Origin of the sequence: Aequorivita xiaoshiensis (assembly GCF_022008395.1) — a bacterium.
Taxonomy (GTDB): domain Bacteria; phylum Bacteroidota; class Bacteroidia; order Flavobacteriales; family Flavobacteriaceae; genus Aequorivita; species Aequorivita xiaoshiensis.
The window spans coordinates 49,837-74,475 of the sequence record NZ_JAIRBB010000006.1 but is presented as its reverse complement, the minus strand read 5'-3'; the positions used below and the strand labels follow the sequence as shown (position 1 = coordinate 74,475).

Annotated in this window: 18 protein-coding genes and 1 tRNA gene; 9 read left to right on the top strand and 10 right to left on the bottom strand. The window is 35.4% G+C overall.

What is annotated here, in order from left to right; translation table 11 throughout:
- Window positions 1-50: 50 nt before the first annotated feature.
- From K8344_RS08580 to secDF, 5 genes are all read left to right on the top strand, one after another.
- Entirely contained in the window at window positions 51-446 is a 396-nt protein-coding gene (locus K8344_RS08580; protein ID WP_237608319.1) for a hypothetical protein, read from the top strand.
- A gap of 80 nt (window positions 447-526) precedes the next feature.
- Window positions 527-2,563, top strand: coding sequence for a TonB-dependent receptor (locus tag K8344_RS08575; protein ID WP_237608318.1), 2,037 nt, complete (start codon window positions 527-529; stop codon window positions 2,561-2,563).
- A 21-nt stretch (window positions 2,564-2,584) separates the two neighbouring features.
- Window positions 2,585-3,439 (top strand): hypothetical protein, encoded by an 855-nt coding sequence (locus K8344_RS08570; RefSeq protein WP_237608317.1) that lies wholly within the window; start codon window positions 2,585-2,587, stop codon window positions 3,437-3,439.
- A 95-nt stretch (window positions 3,440-3,534) separates the two neighbouring features.
- Window positions 3,535-4,149, top strand: a complete 615-nt coding sequence (locus tag K8344_RS08565; RefSeq protein WP_237608316.1) for a hypothetical protein — start codon at window positions 3,535-3,537, stop codon at window positions 4,147-4,149.
- A gap of 195 nt (window positions 4,150-4,344) precedes the next feature.
- The gene (gene secDF, locus K8344_RS08560; RefSeq protein ID WP_237608315.1) at window positions 4,345-7,383 is read left to right on the top strand and encodes a protein translocase subunit SecDF; all 3,039 of its coding nucleotides are present in this window, start codon (window positions 4,345-4,347) and stop codon (window positions 7,381-7,383) included.
- Between the two features lie 147 nt (window positions 7,384-7,530).
- Here secDF and K8344_RS08555 read toward each other — a convergent pair whose 3' ends face one another.
- The 5 genes from K8344_RS08555 to folE all read right to left on the bottom strand — a co-directional run bounded on the left by K8344_RS08555 (window position 7,531) and on the right by folE (window position 11,824).
- Complete coding sequence (locus K8344_RS08555; protein WP_237608314.1) at window positions 7,531-8,025, bottom strand: DUF192 domain-containing protein; 495 nt, start codon at window positions 8,023-8,025, stop codon at window positions 7,531-7,533.
- 114 nt (window positions 8,026-8,139) lie between these two features.
- A complete protein-coding gene (gene lgt / locus K8344_RS08550) occupies window positions 8,140-9,069 on the bottom strand; it encodes a prolipoprotein diacylglyceryl transferase (protein ID WP_237608313.1) in 930 nt (309 codons plus the stop codon).
- Between the two features lie 61 nt (window positions 9,070-9,130).
- Window positions 9,131-9,364 carry a membrane protein insertion efficiency factor YidD gene (yidD, locus tag K8344_RS08545; RefSeq protein ID WP_237608312.1) on the bottom strand — a complete coding sequence of 78 codons (234 nt, stop codon included), beginning with the start codon at window positions 9,362-9,364 and terminating at the stop codon, window positions 9,131-9,133.
- A gap of 25 nt (window positions 9,365-9,389) precedes the next feature.
- Window positions 9,390-10,862, bottom strand: coding sequence for a cysteine--tRNA ligase (gene cysS, locus K8344_RS08540; protein WP_237608311.1), 1,473 nt, complete (start codon window positions 10,860-10,862; stop codon window positions 9,390-9,392).
- Window positions 10,863-11,146: 284 nt separating this feature from the next.
- Complete coding sequence (gene folE, locus K8344_RS08535) at window positions 11,147-11,824, bottom strand: GTP cyclohydrolase I FolE (protein ID WP_139855308.1); 678 nt, start codon at window positions 11,822-11,824, stop codon at window positions 11,147-11,149.
- Between the two features lie 148 nt (window positions 11,825-11,972).
- Here folE and K8344_RS08530 point away from each other — a divergent pair, with 148 nt between their 5' ends.
- Entirely contained in the window at window positions 11,973-17,789 is a 5,817-nt protein-coding gene (locus tag K8344_RS08530) for a T9SS type B sorting domain-containing protein (protein ID WP_237608310.1), read from the top strand.
- Window positions 17,790-17,890: 101 nt separating this feature from the next.
- Here K8344_RS08530 and K8344_RS08525 read toward each other — a convergent pair whose 3' ends face one another.
- Both K8344_RS08525 and K8344_RS08520 read right to left on the bottom strand, forming a co-directional pair.
- Complete coding sequence (locus K8344_RS08525; RefSeq protein ID WP_237608309.1) at window positions 17,891-19,420, bottom strand: OmpP1/FadL family transporter; 1,530 nt, start codon at window positions 19,418-19,420, stop codon at window positions 17,891-17,893.
- Between the two features lie 182 nt (window positions 19,421-19,602).
- Window positions 19,603-20,658 (bottom strand): hypothetical protein, encoded by a 1,056-nt coding sequence (locus K8344_RS08520; protein WP_237608308.1) that lies wholly within the window; start codon window positions 20,656-20,658, stop codon window positions 19,603-19,605.
- 102 nt (window positions 20,659-20,760) lie between these two features.
- Here K8344_RS08520 and proS point away from each other — a divergent pair, with 102 nt between their 5' ends.
- From proS to rpsT, 3 genes are all read left to right on the top strand, one after another.
- Window positions 20,761-22,236 carry a proline--tRNA ligase gene (gene proS / locus K8344_RS08515; RefSeq protein WP_237608307.1) on the top strand — a complete coding sequence of 492 codons (1,476 nt, stop codon included), beginning with the start codon at window positions 20,761-20,763 and terminating at the stop codon, window positions 22,234-22,236.
- Window positions 22,237-22,484: 248 nt separating this feature from the next.
- Window positions 22,485-22,556 (top strand) — tRNA-Glu (locus K8344_RS08510).
- A gap of 28 nt (window positions 22,557-22,584) precedes the next feature.
- Window positions 22,585-22,836 (top strand): 30S ribosomal protein S20, encoded by a 252-nt coding sequence (gene rpsT / locus K8344_RS08505; protein ID WP_237608306.1) that lies wholly within the window; start codon window positions 22,585-22,587, stop codon window positions 22,834-22,836.
- A 94-nt stretch (window positions 22,837-22,930) separates the two neighbouring features.
- Here the strand turns inward: rpsT and coaD are convergent, their stop codons facing one another.
- The 3 genes from coaD to surE form a co-directional block, all read right to left on the bottom strand.
- Entirely contained in the window at window positions 22,931-23,386 is a 456-nt protein-coding gene (gene coaD, locus K8344_RS08500) for a pantetheine-phosphate adenylyltransferase (protein ID WP_237608305.1), read from the bottom strand.
- A 69-nt stretch (window positions 23,387-23,455) separates the two neighbouring features.
- Window positions 23,456-23,743 (bottom strand): hypothetical protein, encoded by a 288-nt coding sequence (locus K8344_RS08495; RefSeq protein ID WP_237608304.1) that lies wholly within the window; start codon window positions 23,741-23,743, stop codon window positions 23,456-23,458.
- 68 nt (window positions 23,744-23,811) lie between these two features.
- Window positions 23,812-24,591: a 5'/3'-nucleotidase SurE gene (surE, locus tag K8344_RS08490; protein ID WP_237608303.1), complete on the bottom strand. Its 780-nt coding sequence runs from the start codon at window positions 24,589-24,591 to the stop codon at window positions 23,812-23,814.
- Window positions 24,592-24,639 lie beyond the last annotated feature (48 nt).

The window sequence follows — 24,639 nt, the reverse complement described above, 5'->3', positions numbered from 1 at the left end:
CTGAAATGGTTAAAGGATAATGATAAAAGTCATGTTTTGAAAGAGTTCATATGTCTTATCTTTGTAAGGTGAAAAATGTAATCCTCATATTAATTTCTGTGTTAATGTTTACAAAGCCATTATGGCCTGTTGTGGATTATATTGCAAATTATGATTACATCGTTAATGTGCTTTGTGAAAATATAGATAAACCAGAACTTGAATGTGATGGAAAGTGTTATTTGAGTAAAGAACTTGCAAAAGAAGCCGGGGCCGATGATGCAAATCCGCTGAACAGCAAAACTTCTAAGACTGAAATTCCTCAGGTTATTATTTCTGAAAATTTAAAAGAATATGAGTTTGTATCTCAAACTGACCATATTTCTATACAGGAAATTGGGTATTTGCCTAATTTGCATTCCTTATTATTAACTTCAAGTATTTACCACCCTCCGCAGTTGGGATAATTTTTACTGGCTATCGCTATTATTTCTAACGGAATATTCTCTAGCGATTAATCATTTATAAATTATCAAAACATTAGAAAATGAAATTATCTATAGATGTATTTCCTTTAAGGGGAATGCTAGTGGGTAGTCTAGTGGGTGCATTGTTATGCGGAAATTTATCGCCATTGCACGCGCAAGAATATCCTATAGACAGCCTGAAGCTAATAAATCTGAGTGAGGTTGTTATTATTTCGGCAGGGAAACAATTAGATCATCAAAAGCAACATAAACCATTGTCGACACTCGATGAGTTTTTAGAAACTGCTCGAAGTATTAAAATGGTAAAACGTGGTGCGTATGCATGGGAGCCAACCATGAACGATATGGCTTCTGAGCGTCTTGCAATTACAATTGATGGTATGCAGATTTTTGGAGCATGTACCGATAAAATGGATCCGATAACATCCTATGTAGATGTGTCTAATTTGTCTGAAGCGCAAATTGGCTCGGGACAGCAAGGTTCAGCGTTTGGAAACACAATTGGAGGTGGGATAAATTTAAAGTTAGACAAAAGTAATTTTAAGCCTACTGGCTGGACGGGTTCTTTGGAAACGGGTTATGAAACCAATAATAAGATGCGAGTTTTTGGAGGAGAGTTGAATTATTCCGATGAAAAATTCTATTTCAATACTGATGTAATATACCGTAAAGCCGATAATTATAAAGCTGGAAGGAGGCAAGAGGTGAAGTATTCGCAATTTGAGAAATATAACTTTTCGGTTAATTCGGGTTATAAATTGGCAGATGATAAATCAATAACTGCTTCCTTAATATATGATGAAGCTAGAGATGTTGGTTACCCAGCATTAACTATGGATGTTTCCTTAGCTCGTGCGGTTATTGGGTCTATTGGTTATAATCAAGACACTTTGTTGGGTGAGTTTAATAACTGGGAATCCAAAGTTTATTATAACACAATAAAGCATGTGATGGACGACACCACCCGTCCAGATGTAGTAATACATATGGATATGCCAGGCTGGAGTGAAACTGCTGGATTTTATACCCAGGCTAATTTAAATAAAGGAAAAAATCATTTCATGTTTAAGTTAGACGGCTATTACAATAAGTCCTATGCCGAAATGACGATGTATCCTGTTAACCCGAATGAACAGCCAATGTTTATGCTTACTTGGCCGGATGTTCGCACTAAAAATGTTGGGTTTTATGCTGAAGATCATATAGACTTTCACGAATCATCATTAAAACTTTCAACTAGGTTGTCTTATCATTCCAATACTGTGGAGGATGATTTTGGATTGAATAGCTTAAAGATTTTTTATCCCGATATGGATAGAACTAATAGTCGTTTCCTGAAAAGTTTCTCTTCTCAATATCATAAGGCGTTGGGTGATTTTCATCTAAATGGTGGGATTTCTTATGGTGAACGTGCACCTTCTGTTTCAGAAGGGTATGGATTTTACTTGTTCAACAGTTTTGATAACCACGATTATATTGGAGATCCAAATTTAAAAACTGAAAGATCGACAGATGTAAATCTTTCATTAACTTTTAAAAAGCCGATTTTTGAAATTACTGCTACTACTAATTATTTTCATGTTTTCGATTATATCATTGGACAGCTCGATAATTCATTAAGCACAATGACTATTGGGGCTTCAGGGGTTAAAATCTACTCAAACCTTGATTTTGCACAACTGTTTAATGCGTCTCTTTCTGGAAGATACAGTATCTCGAATGCTTTTAAATTATCCGGAAGTATTTCATACCATAGAGGCGTGGATGACGATGGCGCGAACTTGCCATTAATAAGTCCGCTGTCTTATGGTGGAGCTCTAGATTTTTATAAAAATCAATATTCGGCATCGCTTTCAATGGAAGGAGCGGGTGAGCAAAGTAATTACAATCCTGCTTACGGAGAAACGAAAACTGCAGCTTATGCAACGCTATCAGCTAGCTTCGGAAAACGTTTTTTTATCAATGATAATGACCTTTTTGTAAAAGCAGGAATTCAAAACATTTTAGACACAAACTATTCTTCTTACACCGATTGGAATAATATCCCGAGGATGGGGAGAAATGTTTATGCAACAATTTCTTACGCAATAAATTAATTTTAAAAAACCTTAATAAAAATGAAAACACTTAAATATATATTCGCATTTCTTTTAATATCCATATCAGTTGTAAGTTGTTCTGACGACGATGATAATACTGTCATAGAGGATAACCCAGTTGAAGGGTTAAATAAGATTTATGAAATTTCAGGAGCAAATCACGTTGTTGAAATCTATTCAGAAAAACAAAATCTTGAAATTGGTTATAATGAAATCTCTATTAGAATTAAAGATTTATCAACAAATAAATACTTAAATGATGCTGAATTGAATTGGATGCCAATGATGAATATGACAGATAGAGCTCATTCTGCGCCACATAGTATGTTGAGTAACGCTGAAGAAAGTACAGTTTACAAAGGTCATATTGTTTTTCAAATGGCAAGTAATGAAACTGAATATTGGGAGCTAAAACTTAATTATGATATAAATGGTGAATCTATTGAAGGGGTAACAAGGGTTTCAGTCTTACAACCAAATGATGGAATGGTTAAAACTCAAGTATTTATGGGGGTAGACGGTGTTAAATATGTTTTGGCATACGTTGGCCCTCAAAATCCTGAAGTAGCTTTAAATGATATGCAGGCTGTTCTCTACAAAATGGAAGACATGATGAATTTTCCTGTTGTTGAAAATTATAAAGTAGCAATTGATCCACGTATGCCTGGAATGGGGAATCACAGTTCGCCAAATAACATCGACTTAACTTACAATTCGGTTAATAATAGGTATGACGGGAAACTGTCGCTAACGATGACTGGTTACTGGAAAATTAATTTAAAGTTGTTAAACCAAGCTGATGAAATTTTAAAAGGTGAAGATGTTACTGAAGATAATCCGGAAAGTAGTCTTTACTTTGAATTAGAATTTTGAATTTAATTAAAGGACGATTTAACTATAAATCAATTAGAGAATTATAAAACTTAAAGACTGTAGCGATACAGTCTTTATTTTTTTATATTTGGCACGTGAACTGGAGATGGTATCTTACTGGAATAACAATTGCTCTTGCTTTTTTAGGAATAAGCATAGACAAAGCTACGCTTCCTAATCAGGAAATTGTAGTACAGTTTGATGCTAATACTGTAAGCTCTGATGAAGCTAATCACGCCATTTCAGAAATTACATCTCAGCTAAAGAGTATTGGAATTGACGATGTGCAAATATCTAAATTTCAAGATGGCAAATTAACGGTAGCGTATTATAGCGCTATTGATGTTGCGGTAGTAAAGAATCTGTTTAACAGTCAAAATAAACTTCAAATTGACGAGACAGATTTCACGAAAAATGATAATAGTACTGAGTTTCCTTATTCGTCTAACTCCAAGATTTACAAGCTGGAGGTAGTTGTAATTCAAAAAGATTTTAATACAGATTCAGGTCTTCAGGGGTTACCAGTTGCAACTAAACATTTAAAAGATCAGTACTTAAACCCCATTGTATCTTTAAGAGCTTCAGAAATTGAGGTGGCTTATAAAACGGGATATGATGCTGTTGCTTTTAAGAATTATCGCAAACTTTCACTTTTAATAGATAATACCTCTTATAAAATACCAGAGGTAAGAGCAGGTCCTTTTGCTTAATTTCTACATTAATAGAGTTGAGGTCTACCAATAGATTTCATTTTTCTGAAAATTTTATGGGTTAATTACCTTTAAAGTTTACTACAACTTATTTAAACACAATCATATTGTCAGTTATATTCGCAAACCATATATTTGCGGCCCTGTTTCGAGACTTCGGAATAGGAGTGTAAAATCTGACCCAAATAACAAATTATGCAAAACAAAGGATTAGTATCGGTATTTGCCATCCTCTTTGGATTGGTAAGTATTTATCAGCTTTCTTTTACGTTTATTACGAATAAAGTAGAAGATAGTGCAAAAGAATTTGCAAACAGCAAGTTCACTGAGGATCAACCACACGAAAGAAACGTTGCTGAGGCACGTTACCTGGATTCTGTGGCAAACAACCCAGTATTTTTAGGAGTTGATTATAAAACTGCTAAAGAAAAAGAATTGAATAAAGGTCTTGACCTTAAAGGAGGTATTAACGTAATGCTTGAAGTGTCTGTAAAAGATATCTTAAAAGGACTTGCAAATAATACTAAAGATGCGGCTTTCAACCAAGCATTAGAAAATGCAAAAGAACTTCAGAAAACAAGCCAGGACACTTACCTAGAGTCTTTCTTTAAGGCGTTTGAAGCACTTCCAGGTGAAAATAATCTTGCATCGCCAGATATTTTCTTCAACAAAAACCTAGAAGATGTAATTGAGGTTGGAATGACTAACGCTCAAGTAAAGCCTATTATCGAAAAGAAAATTGACGAATCGATTACTTCAGCATTTGAGGTTTTAAGAAAACGTATCGATAAATTTGGTGTTACTCAACCAAACATACAGCGTATTGGTAAGTCTGCAAGAATTCTTGTTGAACTTCCAGGTGCTAAAGATGTAGATCGTGTAAAAAAATTACTACAAAGTACAGCTCAACTTGAGTTTTGGGATGTTTACAAATTTGAGGAAGTAGCAGGTTTCTTACAAGCTGCAGATTTAAAAGCTGGTGAAATAGAATCAGCTAAATCAAAAACTGCAACTACAGTTGAAACTACACAAGAAGAAACAGATTCTACTGCTTCAGAAGAAGACGATGTAAGTAAATTATTAGGTGGGCAAGACGTTAAGGATTCTCTTGTAGATGACGGTAAGTCAAACCCAATTCTTTCTAAGATGGTTTCTTTAGGAAGTCAAGGTAGTCCAGTAATTGCGACTTTTAGATTAAAGGATACCTCTGTTGTAAACGGATATTTACGCAATCCTCAAATAAAATCATTGCTGCCAAATGAATTGCGTTTTGCGAAATTCGTATGGGGATTACCAGAGGCTAATCCACAATTAGATGGTGAAGAAACTTCTTCACTATACGCATTAAAAGGAAACAGAAACAATACACCACCTCTTGGAGGAAGTGTAGTGGTAGATGCAAGACAGGAGTTTGACCAAATGAGCCGCGTTGTTGTATCTATGCAAATGAATGGTCAAGGTGCTAAAGTATGGGAGCAAATGACTGGTAATGCATACCAAAACCAAAGTCAGATTGCGATTGTACTTGATGATATCGTATATTCTGCTCCAGGTGTTACTTCAGGACCAATTGCCGGTGGTCGTAGCCAAATTTCTGGAAACTTTACTGTGCCTCAAGGTCAGGATTTAGCAAACGTACTACGTGCGGGTAAACTTCCTGCTTCTGCAGAAATTGTACAAGGTGAGGTTGTTGGACCAACATTAGGACAAGAGGCAATTAATAGTGGTGTATTATCATTCTTGTTAGCGTTAGGGATAGTACTTGTTTGGATGATATTCTACTATGGAAAAGCTGGAATCTTTGCTGATATCGCTTTAATGGTAAACATTCTATTTATATTCGGTATTTTAGCGGGTCTTGGTGCCGTACTAACGCTTCCTGGTATTGCGGGTATCGTTTTAACTATCGGTATGTCTGTGGATGCTAACGTACTTATATTTGAACGTATTAAAGAGGAGCTAGCAAAAGGAAAGGCACAAAAAGATGCTATTAGAGATGGTTTCAACAACGCACTTTCCTCAATTCTAGATGCTAACATTACTACTGGTCTTACCGGTTTAATTCTATTAGTATTCGGTACAGGTCCTATTCAAGGGTTTGCTACTACCTTACTAATTGGTATTGCAACAGCATTGTTTACATCAATATTTATCACAAGATTATTTATTGATAACTATACAAAGAATGGAAAGGATTTACCTTGTTCAACTTCAATTACAAAGAATCTATTTACGAATGTTAATATCGCATTCTTGAAGAAGCGTAAAATGGCTTATATCTTTTCAGCTATAATGCTTACAATAAGTGCAATCTCTCTATTTACTAATGGACTTAACCAAGGTGTTGATTTTGTTGGTGGACGTACTTATACTGTTCGTTTTGCTAAGGATGTAAATTCTGCTGAAATTCAAGACAACCTTATTGCAACTTTTGGTAGTGCAGAGGCAAAAACCTATGGTGGAGATAATCAATTAAAGATTACTACTAAATATAAAGTAGAAGAGACTGGTACGGAAGTAGATGATGAAATAGAGCGAATGCTTTATGAAACTGTGAAAAAGGATATGCCTGCAGATATGACTTTCGAAAAATTTGTTGGTGATCAAGAAGGAAAATCGATTGGTAGAATGGAATACTATAAGGTAAGTCCAACCATTGCAGACGACATTAAGAGAGACTCTTTCTGGGCTGTATTTGGTTCGTTAATTGTAGTTTTCCTTTATATCTTATTACGCTTTAGAAAATGGCAATTTGGACTTGGTGCGGTAGCTGCAATTTTCCACGATGTGGTAATTGTACTAGGTGTTTTCTCGCTTACCTATAAGTTTATGCCATTCAGTATGGAAATTGACCAGGCATTTATTGCGGCAATCCTTACGGTTGTAGGTTACTCTCTAAACGATACCGTAATTGTGTTTGACCGTATTCGTGAGTTCTTCGGTGAGCATCCAAACTGGAAAATGAATAGAGTAATTGATGTGGCTTTAAATAGTACTTTAGGAAGAACCTTAAATACTTCATTTACAACACTTATCGTATTGTTGTGTATGTTCTTCTTTGGTGCTGAGTCTATTAGAGGTCTACTGTTTGCAATTATAGTGGGTATCTTTGTAGGTACATACTCTTCATTGTTTATAGCAACTCCAATTATGTATGATACTGTAAAACGTAAAAACATTGAGGATTTACTAGATAGAAAAGAGGAAGAAGAAGCTCCTGCTGTAGAGGCTTAATTCAAATCTCAATAAAAGTAAAATAGCCCTTTTCGGATAGAAAAGGGCTATTTTTATTTTAGCAGTTTTGCAAATATTATTTGAAAGTCTTTTTAGTTATAGGGTAACGATAAGTTTTCAAAATAATGTAAGGAAGAAGATTTTAAGTTAATTTCTAGTGTATCGAATTTTATCACCCTTCTCTAAATTCCATTTATCAGAAAGACCTGCATTTACTTCTAATACGTATTGCGCTGGTGATTCCGAAGGTAGAGAAGTTTCATTAAAAGGTTGGGCGTTTTTTTGAATGCTAACAATCTCCATATCAGAATTAAAGTATATGATATCAAGAGCAAATTCGGTGTTCTTCATATAAAATGATCGCATTTGCATATTATCGAATATAAATAACATTCCTTGATCTTCATCCATAGAGCGACGATACATTAAACCTGTTTGAGTTTTATAATCATCATCAGCTATTTCGATGTCTAGCTTTGCGATTACTGAATCGTTTTCTGCCTTAAATAACTCGAGTTCACCTTCTTTTTTAAAAGTAACTTCTTTGGTTAGAATTTTAGTTTCAGTTTTCGGAGCGTCTTTGCAATTGTATAAGGTCAACATAGAACCTACAATTGCAGCAGAGATAAATAGTTTTTTCATTTTATTATTATACTTACACAGATTTTTCTAATCATAGTTTTTAACAAAGCTATATAAGACTTATGTTAGGAGGATTTTTATTTCGCTAGATAGTTGAGTTTCTGTGAATGTTAGTTATTCTGTAATTGGTTTTTTTGAAGCCTTCCACATAATGAATATACCTGCAAGAATAAATGGAACACTAAGCCATTGACCAGTTGAAAGAAGTCCTAAAACAGATTCAAAGCCGCCTTGGCTAGCTTTCACATATTCGGCTAAAAATCGAACCATAAATAGAAGAATTAAGAATACGCCAAAGATGTAACCGGTTTGTTTTCTGCGTTCAGTTTTCCAATACAAATACCAACATACTACAAATACAATAACATAGCCTGCAGCTTCATATAGTTGTGCTGGATGGCGAAATGGTACGGCTTGAAGTATTTCTGCGAATTGAGGGTTATTGGCGATGGCATCATAAGCCTTGCTCACAGGTTGTATGCCGGTAACGTTTACAGCTTCTTGTGGGCTAATGCTTTCATGTAAAAATTGAACACCTAAAGGGAAATCGCCTGAAGGTTTTCCAATTATTTCTGAATTGATAAAATTTCCAATTCTTACAAAAACGCCTCCTGCTGCTACAGCAATTACTATTCGATCCATTACCCATAAAAAAGGTTTTTTTACAACATTTTTAGTGTAATAATACATCGCAATTAGAATTGCGATTGCAGCTCCGTGACTTGCTAAACCTTGAAACCCTGTAAATTCAAATTCTGGCACTGTACTTATAGGCAGGAATACTGAAAGTGGATCTTGAACAAAAAGTTCTGGTTGGTAAAAAATAACGTGACCTAATCGTGCGCCAATTAGTGTAGCTGCAACCATATAGATAAATAGGCTATCTAATTTTTCCTGAGCTATACCTTCGCGTTCGTATATTTTTTTGGTTAAAATCCAACCAAGCGTAAAGGCTACAACAAACATCAAGCTGTAATAACGTATCATGAAAAAACCAAGGTCAATTCCTTCAGAAGGATTCCAGGTAAAACTTAAATAATGCATATAGGTAATTTTATTGCGTCGCGTAAAGATAACAAAAGCGAAAAAGTAACGCCGAACTAATTTATTTCTTTTTTGGTGGTACCGGATCGTAGCCTGAACCTCCCCAAGGATTACAACTGCCTATTCGTTTTATTGCAAGCCAACTGCCTTTAAACAAACCATGAGTTTGCAATGCTTCAATCGCGTAATGTGAACAAGTAGGAGTGTATCTACAACTTGAAGGTAACAAAGGTGAAATAAAGCCTTGATACCCTTTTATGAGTAATACAAAAGGGTATATAAGGACTTTTTTCATAAAACTTTATTTGTAGGTTTAGCTCTTAATTCAATGAAAATGTTGTTCCTTTCTTCCCGTCATTAAGTTGAATTCCCTTAGCAGCGAGTTCATCGCGAATTTTATCACTCAATGCGAAATCTTTATCGGCCCGTGCTTCATTTCGTAATTCAATAAGAAGTTCTACGGCTGCAGAAAGTTTTTCGCTATCTTGAGAGTTATCTGATGTATTGTCTTCTAAACCTAAAACTTCAAAAAGGAAGTCGTGCATTGTCTTTTTAAATAGTTCTAAATCTACCTTCGAAATAGTCTCTTTTCCTTCTTTTAGAGCGTTTACAAACTTGATGCTTTCAAAGAGATGAGCGATTAAAATAGGACTGTTAAAGTCGTCATTCATTGCATCATAGCAAGATTTTCTCCACGCTTCAATGTCAATAGTGCTTTTATCATCGGAAGAATCTAAATTTAAAAGAATTCTGTGTGCCTCCATTAATCTGTTAAATCCTTTTTCTGAAGCTTCAAGAGCATCACTACTAAAGTCTAATATGCTACGATAGTGGGCTTGATACATGAAAAATTTTGTGACAGTAGGAGAGAATGGCTTACTTAATATATCGTTATTACCAGTAAACATTTGGTCTGGCAAAATAAAATTCCCGGTAGATTTGGACATTTTTTTCCCATTAAGGGTTAGCATGTTGGCGTGCATCCAATAATTCACAGGAGAGGTGTTGTTGCAAGCCTCAGCTTGTGCAATCTCACATTCGTGGTGGGGAAACTTCAAGTCCATCCCACCTCCGTGAATATCGAAATTGTTTCCTAGGTATTTTGTGCTCATAGCGGTACACTCTAAGTGCCAACCTGGAAATCCATCACTCCATGGAGATGGCCATCGCATTATATGTTGCGGCTCAGCTTTTTTCCAAAGGGCAAAATCTTGTGGGTTTTTTTTATCGCTTTGAGCGGCAAGTTCGCGGGTGTTTGCTATCATGTCTTCTAGCTTTCTACCGCTTAGTTTTCCGTAATCGTTTGTTTCGTTAAATTTTAATACATCGAAATAAACAGAGCCATTTCTTTCGTAAGCAAATCCTTCTTCAATAATTTTTTCAACAATATGAATTTGCTCATAAATATGTCCTGTAGCAGTAGGTTCGATACTTGGTGGCAAGGCGTTAAATTTCGCCATTGTTGTATGAAAATCAACCGTATATTTTTGAACCACTTCCATAGGTTCTAATTGTTCGAGACGTGCTTTCTTTAAAATCGGATCATCGCCGCTTTCCCCGTCATTTTCTAAATGTCCTGCATCTGTAATGTTACGCACATATCGTACTTTATAGCCTAAGTGCTTTAAATATCTAAAAACTAAATCGAAAGAAAGGAAGGTGCGACAATTCCCTAAGTGTACATTGCTGTAAACTGTTGGACCACAAACGTACATACCTACTGCACCTTTGTGTATGGGAGTGAATTTTTCCTTCTTTTTCGAAATTGAATTGTATATGTGTAAGTCATTCATAATTATAGGGTAGATGACGGATAACAGGCGACCGATTTGGTTGCCAAAAATTTAATCGATTTTATTTCTTTGTTCAATCACCTTATTAATAGGGTGATATGTTTCAGTATAATTTACTTTTTAGTTTTAACCTATTCCATTAGGTCTGCAACAATGTGTAAATTTTAAATTGCTATGTCTGAGTATTTCTTATTTATTTAAATCCTTGAAAATTCTACCTCTTACAAACTGAATGGCTTAATATTAGTAAATAAAACATCGGTTAAGAGGTGTGTTTTCAATAATTAGAATTCAGTATCAAATTTAATATAGTCTAAAAATTCTCTACGAGTCTCAGGGTTTTTAAACGCACCGCCAAATTCACTTGTTACAGTGCTGCTATCGATATCGCGAATACCTCTAGAGTTTACGCATAAATGTTTTGCATCTATAACGCAAGCTACGTCTTCAGTTTTTAGAACATTTTGAAGTTCCTTAACTATTTGAATTGTAAGACGCTCTTGAACTTGTGGCCGTTTTGCGTAGTAATCTACAATTCTATTCATTTTTGATAAGCCTACAACTGTACCATTGCTAATATAGGCAATATGTGCTTTCCCAACAATAGGAAGTAGGTGGTGCTCACAAGTAGAATAAAGCGTGATATTTTTCTCTACCAGCATCTCCTGGTATTTGTATTTATTGTCAAAAGTTGATGCTTTTGGCTTTCTATCTGGATGTAGTCCGCCAAAAATCTCTTGTACAAACATTTTAGCTACTCGGTTTGGAGTACCTTTTAGGCTGTCGTCAGTTAGGTCTAATCCTAAGGTTTGCATGATGTTGTGTACATCTTTCTTAATGCTTGCAATCTTTTCTATATCGCTAAGCTCGAAGGCATCTGGGCGTAAAGGCGTCTCTGTGGAGCTACCAATATGATCGTTACCCATTTCTTCTATTTCTCTAAGTTCTTTTTCTATACCCATTTGTATTTTAAAAATAAGTTTTTATTGGGGTTGCAAAGATACACAATAGGTTATTGTATATGAAAAGCGTGTCTTTATATTTTTAATAAAACTCACAAGGTGGTTTCATAAAATTTTCTTAATTTCCCACCCATTATACTATAGTAAGATGACAAAGAAAAATTCCCCGTATTTATTAGTAATAATTATTTCCTTTTTATTATCAGGAATGTCTGCTTTTGCACAGGGTAGTACTTGTGCAACTATCGAGCCATTTTGTGCTGGAGATCAAGCCTTAATATTTCCTAATTGTAATAATCAAGACCCAAATTGTAATGCAACGGCAGAAGCTGGTCCAGATTATGGTTGTTTGTTTACCCAGCCATATCCAGCTTGGTTTTATTTACAAGTAGATCAGGCAGGAAGGTTAGATTTTGAGATAGTTCAAAATACGGCTTTTGATGCAAATGGTGACCCTATAGGTCAGGGATTAGATGTTGATTTTATTGCGTGGGGGCCTTTTCAGGAAGGAGATGATCTTTGTGATTATACACAACTGCAATCATTTAACGAAGTTGCTTGTAGTTATTCTGCTCAACCTATTGAGAACTTTACAATTTTAAATGCGCTACCGGGTGAAATTTATGTTTTGGTTATAACCAATTACAATCAAAGTCCCGGTTTTATAAAATTAGAGCAAACCAATGCGGGGAATCCGAATAGTGGTTCAACAGACTGTTCTATTGTAACTACGCAAACAGGATGTGTGGGTGACGAATTTGTTATAGATGCTGAGATACAAGGAGCTAATAACTATTTATGGGAATATGATGATGGAACTGGTTTTGTGACCATTTTTAATGGAGATTTTCCAACTATCACAGTTACTGATGGGGGTGATTATAGAGTTACAATTAGTTTCCCTCTTGGAGGTGATCAAATTAAAGAATTTGAAATTATTACTAATCCGCAACCTATCATTGCCAACCCTCCTCTAGATCTTTCAATTTGTGATAATGGTTCCACACCTGGTATTTTCGATTTAACTCAGAATAACAACGTTGTTTTGGGAGCTCAAAACCCTAACTTTTTAATTACATATCACTTAAATTTATTGCAAGCAGAATCTGGTGTTAATCCAATAAACCCAGCTAATGCTTATCCTATTGTGGGAACAAGTCAAACAATTTGGGTTCGCATTGAAAACGAAGAAGGAAATTGTTATGCCATTGATACATTTGAATTGATATACGAAGGTGCCACAGCTACTGCTCCAACTTCACCACATTACTTGTGTGATCAAGATGGAGACGGTCAAGAAGTGATTAATTTAGAAGCTGTATTCTCAGCAACAATTCTCGATAGCCAGGATCCTTTAAATTATACAGTTACTTATCACAGCACACAAGGGGAGGCTGATGCTGGGACAAATTCTTTACCGCAGCCTTATACAGTGGCAGCTAGTCCTACAACAATATATGCTCGAGTTCAAAATAACAACGACAATACTTGTTTTGAAACTACTCAATTCGATATTATTTTGGATGGCCCTCCAATTGTAAATGCTACTCCTGATGCTTTGATAGCTTGTGACCCAGGTAACGATGGGTTTACTTTGTTTACACTTCATGATGCAGATGATGACATTACAGGTGGCGATCCAGCACTTACAGTTACTTATCACTATACTTATTTGGATGCGCAAACTAATGAGGGTGAATTAATGGATCCTTATGAAAACCGAAACCCTTATAACGATCGTGTATATGCACGAGTAATAAGTGGAAATACAAGTTGCTATAACATTGTTGAGTTGCCATTAGAGGTTCGTGACAGTCCAATTTTAACCGAGCCAACACCTTATCGTATTTGTGATGATGACCAAGATGGATACGCAGTTTTTGATTTACCCTCAAAAGCAGCAGAAATTTTAGGAGCATTAGATCCAACCCAATACGATTTGTATTATTATGTAAATGAACAGCAGGCAATTGATGCTGGGGAAGTGGCACTCACGGCTCCTGACTACTCACAAGCAATTGCTACACCAGGAGCTTTTACTAATCAAACAATCAACACTCAGACAATTTATGTTCTTGGCGTAGGAAACGCCACTAATACAACACCTAATAATGGAAGTTTTGGATGTTATGATATTGTAGAACTTCAATTATTTGTAGATCCAGAGCCTATAGCTATAGAGCCTCAAGATTATCACTTATGTGATGATACGGTAAATGGGAGTACCCCTACCGATCAACTTAGTACATTCGATTTAACGTCAAGAAATTTTGAAATTACGGGTGGAAATACTAACGTAACTGTTACCTGGTACGAAACTGCAGCTGATGAATTGGCAGACAATCCAATTGCAAATCCACAAGCTTATCAAAACAGAGCAATTCCACCAGCACCTAGTAATCCACAAACTGTAATTGCTCGTGTTTCTAACGGTTTTGGTTGTAAAAAACTTGTTACGTTAACTCTTGTGGTCGATCAATTACCTACACCAGTTGAGCCAACACCTTTAGAGGTATGTGATGATAATAATGATGGTTTTGCTGAATTTGACCTTACCTTAAAAGACGACGAAATTATAGGTGGTGAACCTGATGTAATCGTTAAGTATTATCCACTGGAAGCACTTGCTCAAGCAGGTGGAGCTGGTGAAATTACTGGTCCATATTTAAACAATGTCCCTTATACTGATACCGTTTGGGCTAGAGTAGAAAATACTTCATCAGGATGTTTCGCTGTTGTTGAACTTACACTTATTGTAAACCCATTGCCAGATCAACCTACTTCGGAATTTGGAGACCTTTTTGCTTGTGATGAAGATGGAAGTGGTGAAGCAGTTTTTGACCTTACTATAAACACTCCTTTTGTTTATGGAAGTCAACCAACAACCGACTTTACTATTTCATATCACACCCTTTTACAAGAAGCAATAGATGGTCAAAACCCTATTTTAACTCCAAATGCTTTTACAAGTGCTGGTCAAACAATATGGGTTCGCTTAGAAAATAATATTACTCTTTGTGCAAGAATTAGTGAGTTTGATTTGATTCTAGGTGAATTTCCAATAATTCAAGATCCCGATGCCATGGAGCTTTGTGATGATTTGGAAAGTGGAAGTGATACAGATAGAATTTCAACTTTCGACCTTACAACCAATAACGCATCTATCACAAATGGCGATGCTACCTTAACTGTTAGGTATTTTGAAACTTTAATTGATTTACAGAATGACAACCCAATTCCAAATCCAACAACATATACCAACCCAGTTGATGGTGGTGGATTAGGAATTACACCTTATACAATCTATGTGGCTGTAGAAGGTCAAACCGGATGTGTGGCAACTACAGAGTTACTGCTAAGGGTGCTTCCTGTTCCTACAGTTGTAGAGCCTACTCCATTAGAAGTATGTGACGAAGACCACGATGGTTTTGCCGAATTTGATTTGACCCTAAAAAGCGATGAAATTGCAGGAGGGGATCCTTCTATAGTGGTGACTTATCACGAAACTTTGAACGATGCGAATAATGGAACTTTCCCATTGGCGTCTCCATTTCAAAATATTGTTGCTTTTAACCAGACAATTTACGCTAGAGCTTCTTTTGATTTACCTCCAAATACAAGTGGATGTTTTAAAGTAGTGCCATTAGATTTAATTGTAAAACCAAGTCCGATGGTACCATTAGATTTACCAGACTTGGTAGCTTGTGATCCTGATGGTAATGGTTTTGCGGAATTTGATTTAACGGTGCAAGAGCCTTTAATTTATGGCTCACAAGATCCTACGGAACTAGAATTGTCGTACCACACAACTCTTGAAGATGCTCAATCAGGACTGAATCCAATTGGTGCGCCCGAAACTTATACTAACGTTACAAACCCACAAGATATTTTTGTTCGGTTAGCTTATATCGATGGATCTGATTGTATTGCTGTAGGAAAGTTTACCCTAATAGTCTCTAGAGCTGTATCTATAGTTGATCCTACTCCTTTTGAGCTTTGTGAGGATTTAGGTCCTATAAACGATGGATTTACAACATTTGATTTAACACTTAAGAATGCCGAAATAACCAATGGTGCTCCAGGAATGGGAGTTAGTTACTTTTTAAATGAAAATGATGCTCAAAATAATATTAATAAGATTGATCCGGATACTGCGTTCGTTAACACTGTAAATCCACAAACTCTTTATGTAAGAGTGGAAGACGGCTCAACAGACTGTGTTGCGTTCACAACATTATTGTTACGAGTGTTACCTAATCCAGACTTAGTAGAGCCACAACCTATAAGATTGTGTGATGAGAATATTGTGGTTGGTCCTGGACCTGACGATGAAGTTGAAATATTTGATTTAACAATTAGAGAAGAGGTGATTCTTAACGGTGGTGCATGGGATTTAACGTATTACGAAAGTTACGACAATGCATTTAACGGAGTAGACCAAATTCCAAACCCAGAAAGCTATCAAAATATTAGCAACCCACAGACTGTATATGTTAAAGGGAGTAATCCAGATAGTTCTTGTTTTGAAATTGTGAAACTTGAATTAATTGTGGATCCTGTACCGGATGATAGTGCTATAGTATCACCTTATATGATTTGTGAAATTAATACAGATGGTGTAGCAGAATTCGATCTAACCACTAAGATTCCAGAAATATTAGGAGAGCAATCAACTTTTAATTTAATGGTAAGTTTTTATTTGGATGCTACTGATGCTGCCAACGGAATTAATCAAATTGTAAATACGACTGCACATCAAAACAGAGATTTAGCAGGAAACCCAGAATCTCCACAAACTATTTATACGCGAATTGAAAATTCACTAACGGGTTGTTTTATAGGTGGAAATCAAAGTTTTGAACTAATTGTTCAAGAAGGCGCTATTGCAAATACCCCAAATCCACTTATGGTTTGCGACAACTTTGAGGCAAACGATGGCATCGCCGAATTTGATTTAGAAGACTTAACGAATCCTGATGTTGTAACGCTTCGTAATCAAATATTAGCAGGACAAGATCCAAATATTTATTTAATTAATTATTTTGAAACTTATGAAAATGCTTTAAATAATGTAAACGCAATTTCATTTCCTTACTATAACGTAATCAATCCTCAGGTAATTTATGCTAGAGTTACCAATAGCGAAAACCAATACGAGCCAAAATGTTTTGAAGTAGTTGAAGTTATTTTAAAAGTTCAGGAACTACCTAGAGTAAATTTAGAAGACGAATACAGGTTATGTGTGGATGAGAATGGCAATCCTATTGAAAACGAAGATGGCCAGACTTCTCCTCCATTAATCGACACGGGATTAAACCCTATTAATTATAATTTCCAATGGTTATTGAATGGGGTTATGATTCCTGGAGAAACTGGGGCTTCTATAATAGCATTAGAAGCAGGTGAGTATAGTGTAATTATAACCGAAATAGCTTCGGGATGTGAAATTACGGCTGTAACAACTGTTGTGGTTTCATCTCCACCTTTAGTTTATAGTGCTGAAGTTATAACGTCTGCTTTTGCTAATCCACATGCCATTGAAGTTTCTGCTGAAGGATTAGGAGAATATGTATATCAGCTAGATAATGGACCTTTCCAAACAAATAATGTTTTCGAGGGAGTTTCACCTGGTATACATACTGTTACTATAAGAGATGTAAACGGATGTGGAAGCGTAACTATTGAAGTTGGAGTAGTTGATTATCCATTATATTTTACTCCAAACGAGGATGGCTACCACGATACTTGGAATATTATTGGAATTGGAACTGCAGATCCTACTGCTAAGATTTTCATCTTTGACCGTTACGGAAAGCTTCTAAAACAGTTAAGTCCAATTGGAGAAGGTTGGGATGGAACGTTTAACGGAAAGCCAATGCCTTCAAGTGATTATTGGTTTAGAGTTGAATATAAGGAAGATGATATGCCGAAAGTGTTTACAGGACATTTCACTTTAAAACGATAAGTATAATAGAATAACAAATAAAAAGCCTCCACATTACGTAATGTGGAGGCTTTTTATTTTCAAAAGACTATATGTGTTTAGGTTATAAAATGATTTTGAAATTATAAATTAAAACCTAAGGACAATATAAAGTTGTTGTAAACTGAGTTTATTAAAGCTGTATCAGTTAATCCAACACTATACAATTGTTGGTTCCGTTCTTGTTCTGATCGAGAGTATGCGATATCTGCATAAAATCTCCCAAAATTATATCCGGCACCTAAAGAAAACCCTGTTAAATCTCCCATAACCTCATTGTCTTTATAAGGGGTCTCTTCATAATGAAATCCACCTCTTAAGCTTAATCGATTAAAACGATATTCTGCACCAGCACTAAATTTAGAAGCTGCTTTTAAGGTGTTTTTAATTGAGTTATTCATCCTGTCAAAATACGGGTCATAATAATTGTTTAAACGACTAAACTTAATTGAGGAATAATCCTTATACGAATAATCGAAACTTATTAATCCGCTCTGACCAAAAATATAAGCTGCACTTGCAGTAACCTTTGCAGGAGTTTTAAGGTTGTAATCTTCATAAACATTAATTACTCTCGGATCTATAAATTCATTAATCGTTTTACCTTCAAAAACACGACTGCTTTTAAGCGATTGCGTTGTTTCTTCAGCTATCTGATACCACGTAGGAGTGTCGAAACTCAATCCTAATCTGAAATTGTTCGCTACTTTAGCAATACCACCTATTTGAGCTGAGATACCAGATCCTGTAACCGAAAGATTGTTTTCAAATCCTACACTTTTTACAATAGAGCCCGGATTATTATTCTTTTCTAATAGAAATGTACTTTGGTCGTATTCAATAGTGTGGGTGTTTATATTTGCTCCAAAGTATAAATTATTTGTAACCTGAGTGGCAAAATTAATAGTAAACTTACTATTGTATCCCTGTGAAAGATATGCGTATTCTTGGTTAAATACTCCTTCTGCTATATTTGAAATGTATTCACTATTTAATGGATTGCTAGGATCTACAGGGTCAAAAAGAAAACCTTGATAGCCTAAAAAAGCATTTTGTGCTGCACTTCCTTCGGTTTCACCTAGGTATTGGTATAAATCTGTAATTGTTTCTCCAGATCTTAAGTCTAATAGGTTTAAAGGCAAACCTTGAGCTTGTTCTAAAAAGAAATTACCAATAGTATTATTTCCAGTTCCTGCAATAAGGAGTTTATTTTCAAAGTTGTTTGATTGATTGTAATTTAATCCAATAGTGAACTTTTTAAAGGAGGATTCTTTATTGGCATTATTTATCACGAAAATAGCACCTAATTGATTTAGAGAAAAATCAGTTTTAGAAGCCTCTTCTTCAGTGTTAAAATAAATGCTGTTATTATTTAAGTTGTTGAAAGCCGAAGAAAGTGAAAGGGTAGAAGTTAAAAAAACTCCCCCCGAAGCCGGGTTTGAGCTGATGGCAGAAAAATCGCCACCCAAGGCACCCATTGAACCACTTAAAGCTGTATATCTAGCTGTTCCAAGGTTTTGGTTGCTGCTATAGCGCAAACCGTCTGATATGTCTTGAGCTTGAGAAGTTGCAAAACAGATGCTTAATGTTATTAATAATGAAATTCTTTTCATTTTGATAATATTGATTTAAATTTTATTAAAAGATAATGCCCAAAATAAGCATTTCGAAAAAAGATGAAATGTTTAATGGGCATTGTTAGAATTTTGAAATTGACATTCTGTTATTAAGGATATATTGCGCTAGTGATAATTACTGTAATCGATAAGTTTTATATACACCATAGCGTTTAATTTTATCCCCTACCGCCGCTACTTCTTGAGCCTCCACTTGAGCGAGTACTGCCGCCAGAACTTCTCATAGAGCCAGAACTACTACTTCTTGAAGGAGAAGAGTATGTACTATTTCTTGTAGTATTACTATTACTTCTTCTAGGCTGAGAGTAACTACTATTTCTATTGCTACGTGAATTTCGAATTCTAGGAGTAGCGCTAGGTTTTGTATTTCTGTTGTTTCTGATAACAGGTGTAGACCTAGTGTTGTTTGAGCGTGTGTTTCCACTTCTAATAGTGCTGTTGTTTGATGAGCGCGTATTAGAATTTGCTCGAACACTATTTCTATTTATTCTGCGAGTAGTTTCTGATCTGCTATAAGACGAGTTTCTAGTTGAAACATTGTTAGATCGTCCACGAGCTTGTGATCTACTGTAGTCAGTATTTCTTCGTCCGCGATTATAGGACACACCGTTGTTATAATGGTTGTTATAATAATAATTGTTGTAATAGTGTGGGTGGTAGTAGCCATATCCATAATATGGGTATCCATATCCATAACCATATCCATATCCATAATAAGGATAACCCCAACCATAGCTTATTCCCCAAAAAGGTGTGTAATAAGAGTGTCCCCAATATCCACCATACCAATAAGGTCTATGATAAAAGCCATATCCATGTCCACCATAGTTGTAAATGTTTACAGTAATATCTTCTGAGTTGCTTCCCCAAGCGCCATAACCTTCATCTTCGTAATTATCTTCAATAACTATATACCCTTCATCGTCTAAACGCTCTGTAGTAGCGTAGGCTTCGATATCAGTGAAAATAGCGCCCTCTTCAGGCATCTCAGAAATGGATTCAGCTTTGCTTTTGAAGTATTGTTGGTAGTAATTAGCTTTTTCGCTCGATGGGTTGTTGTAGCTTTCAGTACGAGATACATTTCCCGATGCATAAATTCCATCCGAGTCGTAATAGCCGTTATTGTGAGTTCCACACGACGATAGTAATAGAACTAAAGCTCCTACAAATGCTATCGTGGTGAAACGTTTTATATCGAATTTTTGAGTGAACATATCTTGGGTAATTTAATTGTTGGACATTATAAAAATAAGTAGTTTTGCGGACAATAACTAATCATTTAACATAGGTGCAACTTTTGTGCCAAAACCCGGCCTATGGCAAAGAAATTAACGACACGCGAAGAGGATTACTCAAAATGGTATAACGAACTGGTAATCAAAGCTGATTTAGCAGAAAACTCTGGAGTAAGAGGAAGTATGGTTATTAAACCGTACGGTTATGCAATATGGGAGCGTATGCAAGCAGAATTGGATAGAATGTTTAAAGAAACAGGACATCAAAATGCTTATTTCCCATTATTCATACCAAAATCTTATTTTAGTAAAGAGGCAAGTCACGTTGACGGATTTGCTAAAGAATGTGCAGTTGTTACTCATTATAGATTAAAGAATGCTGAGGATGGAAGCGGAATTGTTGTAGATCCGGATGCTAAGTTAGAAGAGGAGTTAATCGTGCGCCCAACATCGGAAACTATTATTTGGGATACCTATAGAAAATGGATTCAATCTTATAGAGATTTACCTTTATTGATAAACCAATGGGCAAATGTGGTGCGATGGGAAATGCGTACACGTTTGTTTTTACGTACTGCTGAGTTTTTATGGCAAGAAGGGCATACTGCTCACGCCACTAAAAAAGAAGCTATAGCAGAAGCAGAACAAATGATGAATGTATATTCCGACTTTGCACAAAACTATATGGCTATTCCAGTAGTAAAAGGAACTAAAACTGAAAGTGAACGCTTTGCGGGTGCTTTAGAAACTTATTGTATTGAAGCTTTAATGCAGGACGGAAAGGCGCTACAAGCAGGAACATCTCACTTTTTAGGTCAGAATTTTGCTAAGGCTTTTGATGTGAAATTTGCCGCAAAAGATGGTGCGTTAGATTACGTATGGGCTACATCTTGGGGTGTGTCTACACGTTTAATGGGGGCTTTAGTTATGACGCATAGTGATGACAACGGATTGGTATTGCCTCCAAATTTGGCTCCAGATCAAGTTGTAATCGTTCCTATTTATAGAAAAGATGAAGAATTTGAAGCAGTAAACGAAGTTGCTTTAGAATTAATGAAGAAACTTAGGTCGCAAGGTATTAGAGTAAAATATGATAATCGCGATACCCAAAAGCCAGGTTGGAAGTTTAATGAATACGAATTAAAAGGAGTTCCTGTACGTATTGCAATTGGTCCTAGAGATGTTGAAAAGGGTACTGTGGAGTTGGCAAGAAGAGATACATTAACAAAAGAATTTATCTCTAATGAAGATGTAGTTGAGAAGGTGAAGGCTTTAATGGATGAAATTCAAAAAAATCTTTTTGATAAGGCTGTCGCCCACAGAACAGAAAATACAACCGAGGTGTCTTCATACGAAGAGTTTAAAGAGGTTTTAGAGACTAAAGGAGGTTTTGTACTAGCCCATTGGGATGGTACTATAGAAACTGAAGAGAAAATTAAAAACGAAACAAAAGCTACAATTAGATGTATTCCTTTAGAAGGGGAGAAAGTAGTGGGAACTTGTATGGTTACAGGTAAACCATCGACTGGAAAGGTGCTTTTTGCAAAAGCGTATTAATTTTTTCAAAAATTTTTTCAAAACATTTTGGAGTATTGAAAAAAAGGTATATTTTTGCACCCGCATTTGAAAATGTAATGCACAATTAAACTGGTTATTTTAGACAATTAGTTTTGTTTTCGAACTGGAGAGATTGATTAAAAAAAGTTCTTTTTTATAATCCGAATCAAAATTTTAAAAATTTTTTAAAAAGGATTTGGAACATTAAAAAAAAGGTGTATTTTTGCACCCGCATTAAACAATGTAATGGTCCGTTCGTCTAGGGGTTAGGACGCCAGGTTTTCATCCTGGTAACAGGGGTTCGATTCCCCTACGGACTACAAAAATTTAGAATTAAATAAAAATACAATGGCAAATCACAAGTCAGCATTAAAGAGAATTAGAAGCAACGAGGCTAAACGCTTGCGTAACCGTTACCAGCACAAAACTGCTCGTAATGCCATGAAGAGATTTCAGGAGCTTTCTGATAAGGCAGAAGCTGAGAAAATGTTCCCTTCAATTGTTTCTATGATCGACAAATTGGCTAAGAAGAATATTATTCATTCGAATAAAGCTTCTAACTTGAAGTCGAATATGGCTAAGCATGTAGCTGCGCTTTAATTCTAAGTTAATTAAAATTTTTAAAACCCTTTCAGGAAACTGAAAGGGTTTTTTTATTATTTAAATTTGATTCTTTTGTTAAAAAACTGCTACTTTATTTACTTTTTACTGAAGTAGGAACTAACTTAGAGTAATCTCCATCATTTCGCATAACATCTCTAACTATTGTAGATGAGATATTAGAAACTTCAGGAGAACAGATTAAAAATATAGTTTCAACATTCGCCATCTGGTAATTGGTCTGAGCTATTGGCTGCTCGTAATTTAAATCGGTAGTATTTCGCAAACCACGAACAATAAATTGAGCACCCTTCTCTTTACAATATTTAGCTGTTAAACCAGAATAACTTTCAACGCTTATCTTTTTTTGATCTTTAAAAATGTCTTCAATAAACTTCAAGCGTTCTTCCAAAGTAAACATTGTTTTTTTGTCGGCATTAACACCAATAGCAATAATTATTTCATCAAATAAGGGTAGTGCACGATTAATAATGTCTAAGTGTCCAAGTGTAATAGGGTCGAAAGTTCCAGGAAATACTGCACGTCTCATTCTATTGAATTTTATAATTGAGTTATTGAATTACTAAGTTAATGAGTTAAAGAAAAACTCGCTATAATTTTATAGAAACTTTGTGTATAAAATAACTAATGCGGCAATTACTGTTGCCATAACAACCCCTCTTGCTCTATAAACTTGGTTTTTCTTTAGATAAATAAAGAAAACTATTAAATTTAATATAGCTCCTAAAGCGATTAAGCTACCTAAAAAATCATTGGCTAATGCAGCTTTAATTGTATCCTCAATATCTAAGTCAGAAAAAAAGAAGATATATAGATAGGTTCCTGCAACATTTGCTAGTAACCCTATTATTAGTCCTATTAAAATTTCTTTTACGTGTGGTTTCATTCGTTGTATCTAAATATTATAACAATTATACTATCACTAATTATCTAGTGTTTTACTTCCAATAGGTTTTACTGTAATTCCCAAGAATTAATTTCTTTAATAGCATGGTGGGCTGTTAAATCGTATTGAACTGGTACAATTGAAACATATCCATTTTCCAAAGCCCATTCATCTGTATCTTGTCCTTTATCTTGATTAACAAATTCCCCAGAAAGCCAATAGTAATCCCTTCCTAGGGGATTAGTGCGTTTATCGAATTTTTCCTGCCAATAGGCATTTGCTTGACGGCAAACTTTTATCCCTTTTATTTCAGTAGAATTAAGCTTTGGGATATTTACATTTAAAACCACTCCATTAGGAAGTCCGTTTTTAAGCGTTTGTTCAGCAATGGTTTTTACAATTTTCTTTGATGCCTCAAAATTAGCTTCTAACGAATAATCTAATAATGAAAAACCAATAGACGGTATTCCGGTAGTTCCTGCTTCAACTGCTGCGCTCATGGTCCCGCTGTAAATAACATTGATAGACGAATTACTTCCGTGGTTAATACCACTAACGCATAAATCAGGTTTTCGATCTAAAATTTCATTAACTGCAATTTTTACACAGTCAACAGGAGTACCGCTACAGCTATATTCTTCTTGTGGCTCGTCTTTACTTATATTTATACGATTGCAGTACAGCGCATCGTTTATGGTAATAGCGTGTCCCATTCCACTTTGTGGAGAATCTGGTGCAACCACACAAACGTCCCCTAAAGTATTCATAACCTCAATTAATGCTCTTATGCCAGGAGCGTTAATTCCGTCGTCATTGGTTACTAAAATAAGTGGTTTTTTGTTTATCATTCTTTAAAATTTTGAAGACACAAAAGTACATTTATTAAATTTGAAATA

Bases quoted from the DNA above. Each gene is read 5' to 3' on its own strand.
- K8344_RS08580 (WP_237608319.1), top strand. From the start codon at position 51: ATGTCTTATCTTTGTAAGGTGAAAAATGTAATCCTCATATTAATTTCT.
- K8344_RS08575 (WP_237608318.1), top strand. From the start codon at position 527: ATGAAATTATCTATAGATGTATTTCCTTTAAGGGGAATGCTAGTGGGT.
- K8344_RS08570 (WP_237608317.1), top strand. From the start codon at position 2,585: ATGAAAACACTTAAATATATATTCGCATTTCTTTTAATATCCATATCA.
- secDF (WP_237608315.1), top strand. From the start codon at position 4,345: ATGCAAAACAAAGGATTAGTATCGGTATTTGCCATCCTCTTTGGATTG.
- K8344_RS08555 (WP_237608314.1), bottom strand. From the start codon at position 8,025: ATGAAAAAACTATTTATCTCTGCTGCAATTGTAGGTTCTATGTTGACC.
- lgt (WP_237608313.1), bottom strand. From the start codon at position 9,069: ATGCATTATTTAAGTTTTACCTGGAATCCTTCTGAAGGAATTGACCTT.
- yidD (WP_237608312.1), bottom strand. From the start codon at position 9,364: ATGAAAAAAGTCCTTATATACCCTTTTGTATTACTCATAAAAGGGTAT.
- cysS (WP_237608311.1), bottom strand. From the start codon at position 10,862: ATGAATGACTTACACATATACAATTCAATTTCGAAAAAGAAGGAAAAA.
- folE (WP_139855308.1), bottom strand. From the start codon at position 11,824: ATGGGTATAGAAAAAGAACTTAGAGAAATAGAAGAAATGGGTAACGAT.
- K8344_RS08530 (WP_237608310.1), top strand. From the start codon at position 11,973: ATGACAAAGAAAAATTCCCCGTATTTATTAGTAATAATTATTTCCTTT.
- K8344_RS08525 (WP_237608309.1), bottom strand. From the start codon at position 19,420: ATGAAAAGAATTTCATTATTAATAACATTAAGCATCTGTTTTGCAACT.
- K8344_RS08520 (WP_237608308.1), bottom strand. From the start codon at position 20,658: ATGTTCACTCAAAAATTCGATATAAAACGTTTCACCACGATAGCATTT.
- proS (WP_237608307.1), top strand. From the start codon at position 20,761: ATGGCAAAGAAATTAACGACACGCGAAGAGGATTACTCAAAATGGTAT.
- rpsT (WP_237608306.1), top strand. From the start codon at position 22,585: ATGGCAAATCACAAGTCAGCATTAAAGAGAATTAGAAGCAACGAGGCT.
- coaD (WP_237608305.1), bottom strand. From the start codon at position 23,386: ATGAGACGTGCAGTATTTCCTGGAACTTTCGACCCTATTACACTTGGA.
- K8344_RS08495 (WP_237608304.1), bottom strand. From the start codon at position 23,743: ATGAAACCACACGTAAAAGAAATTTTAATAGGACTAATAATAGGGTTA.
- surE (WP_237608303.1), bottom strand. From the start codon at position 24,591: ATGATAAACAAAAAACCACTTATTTTAGTAACCAATGACGACGGAATT.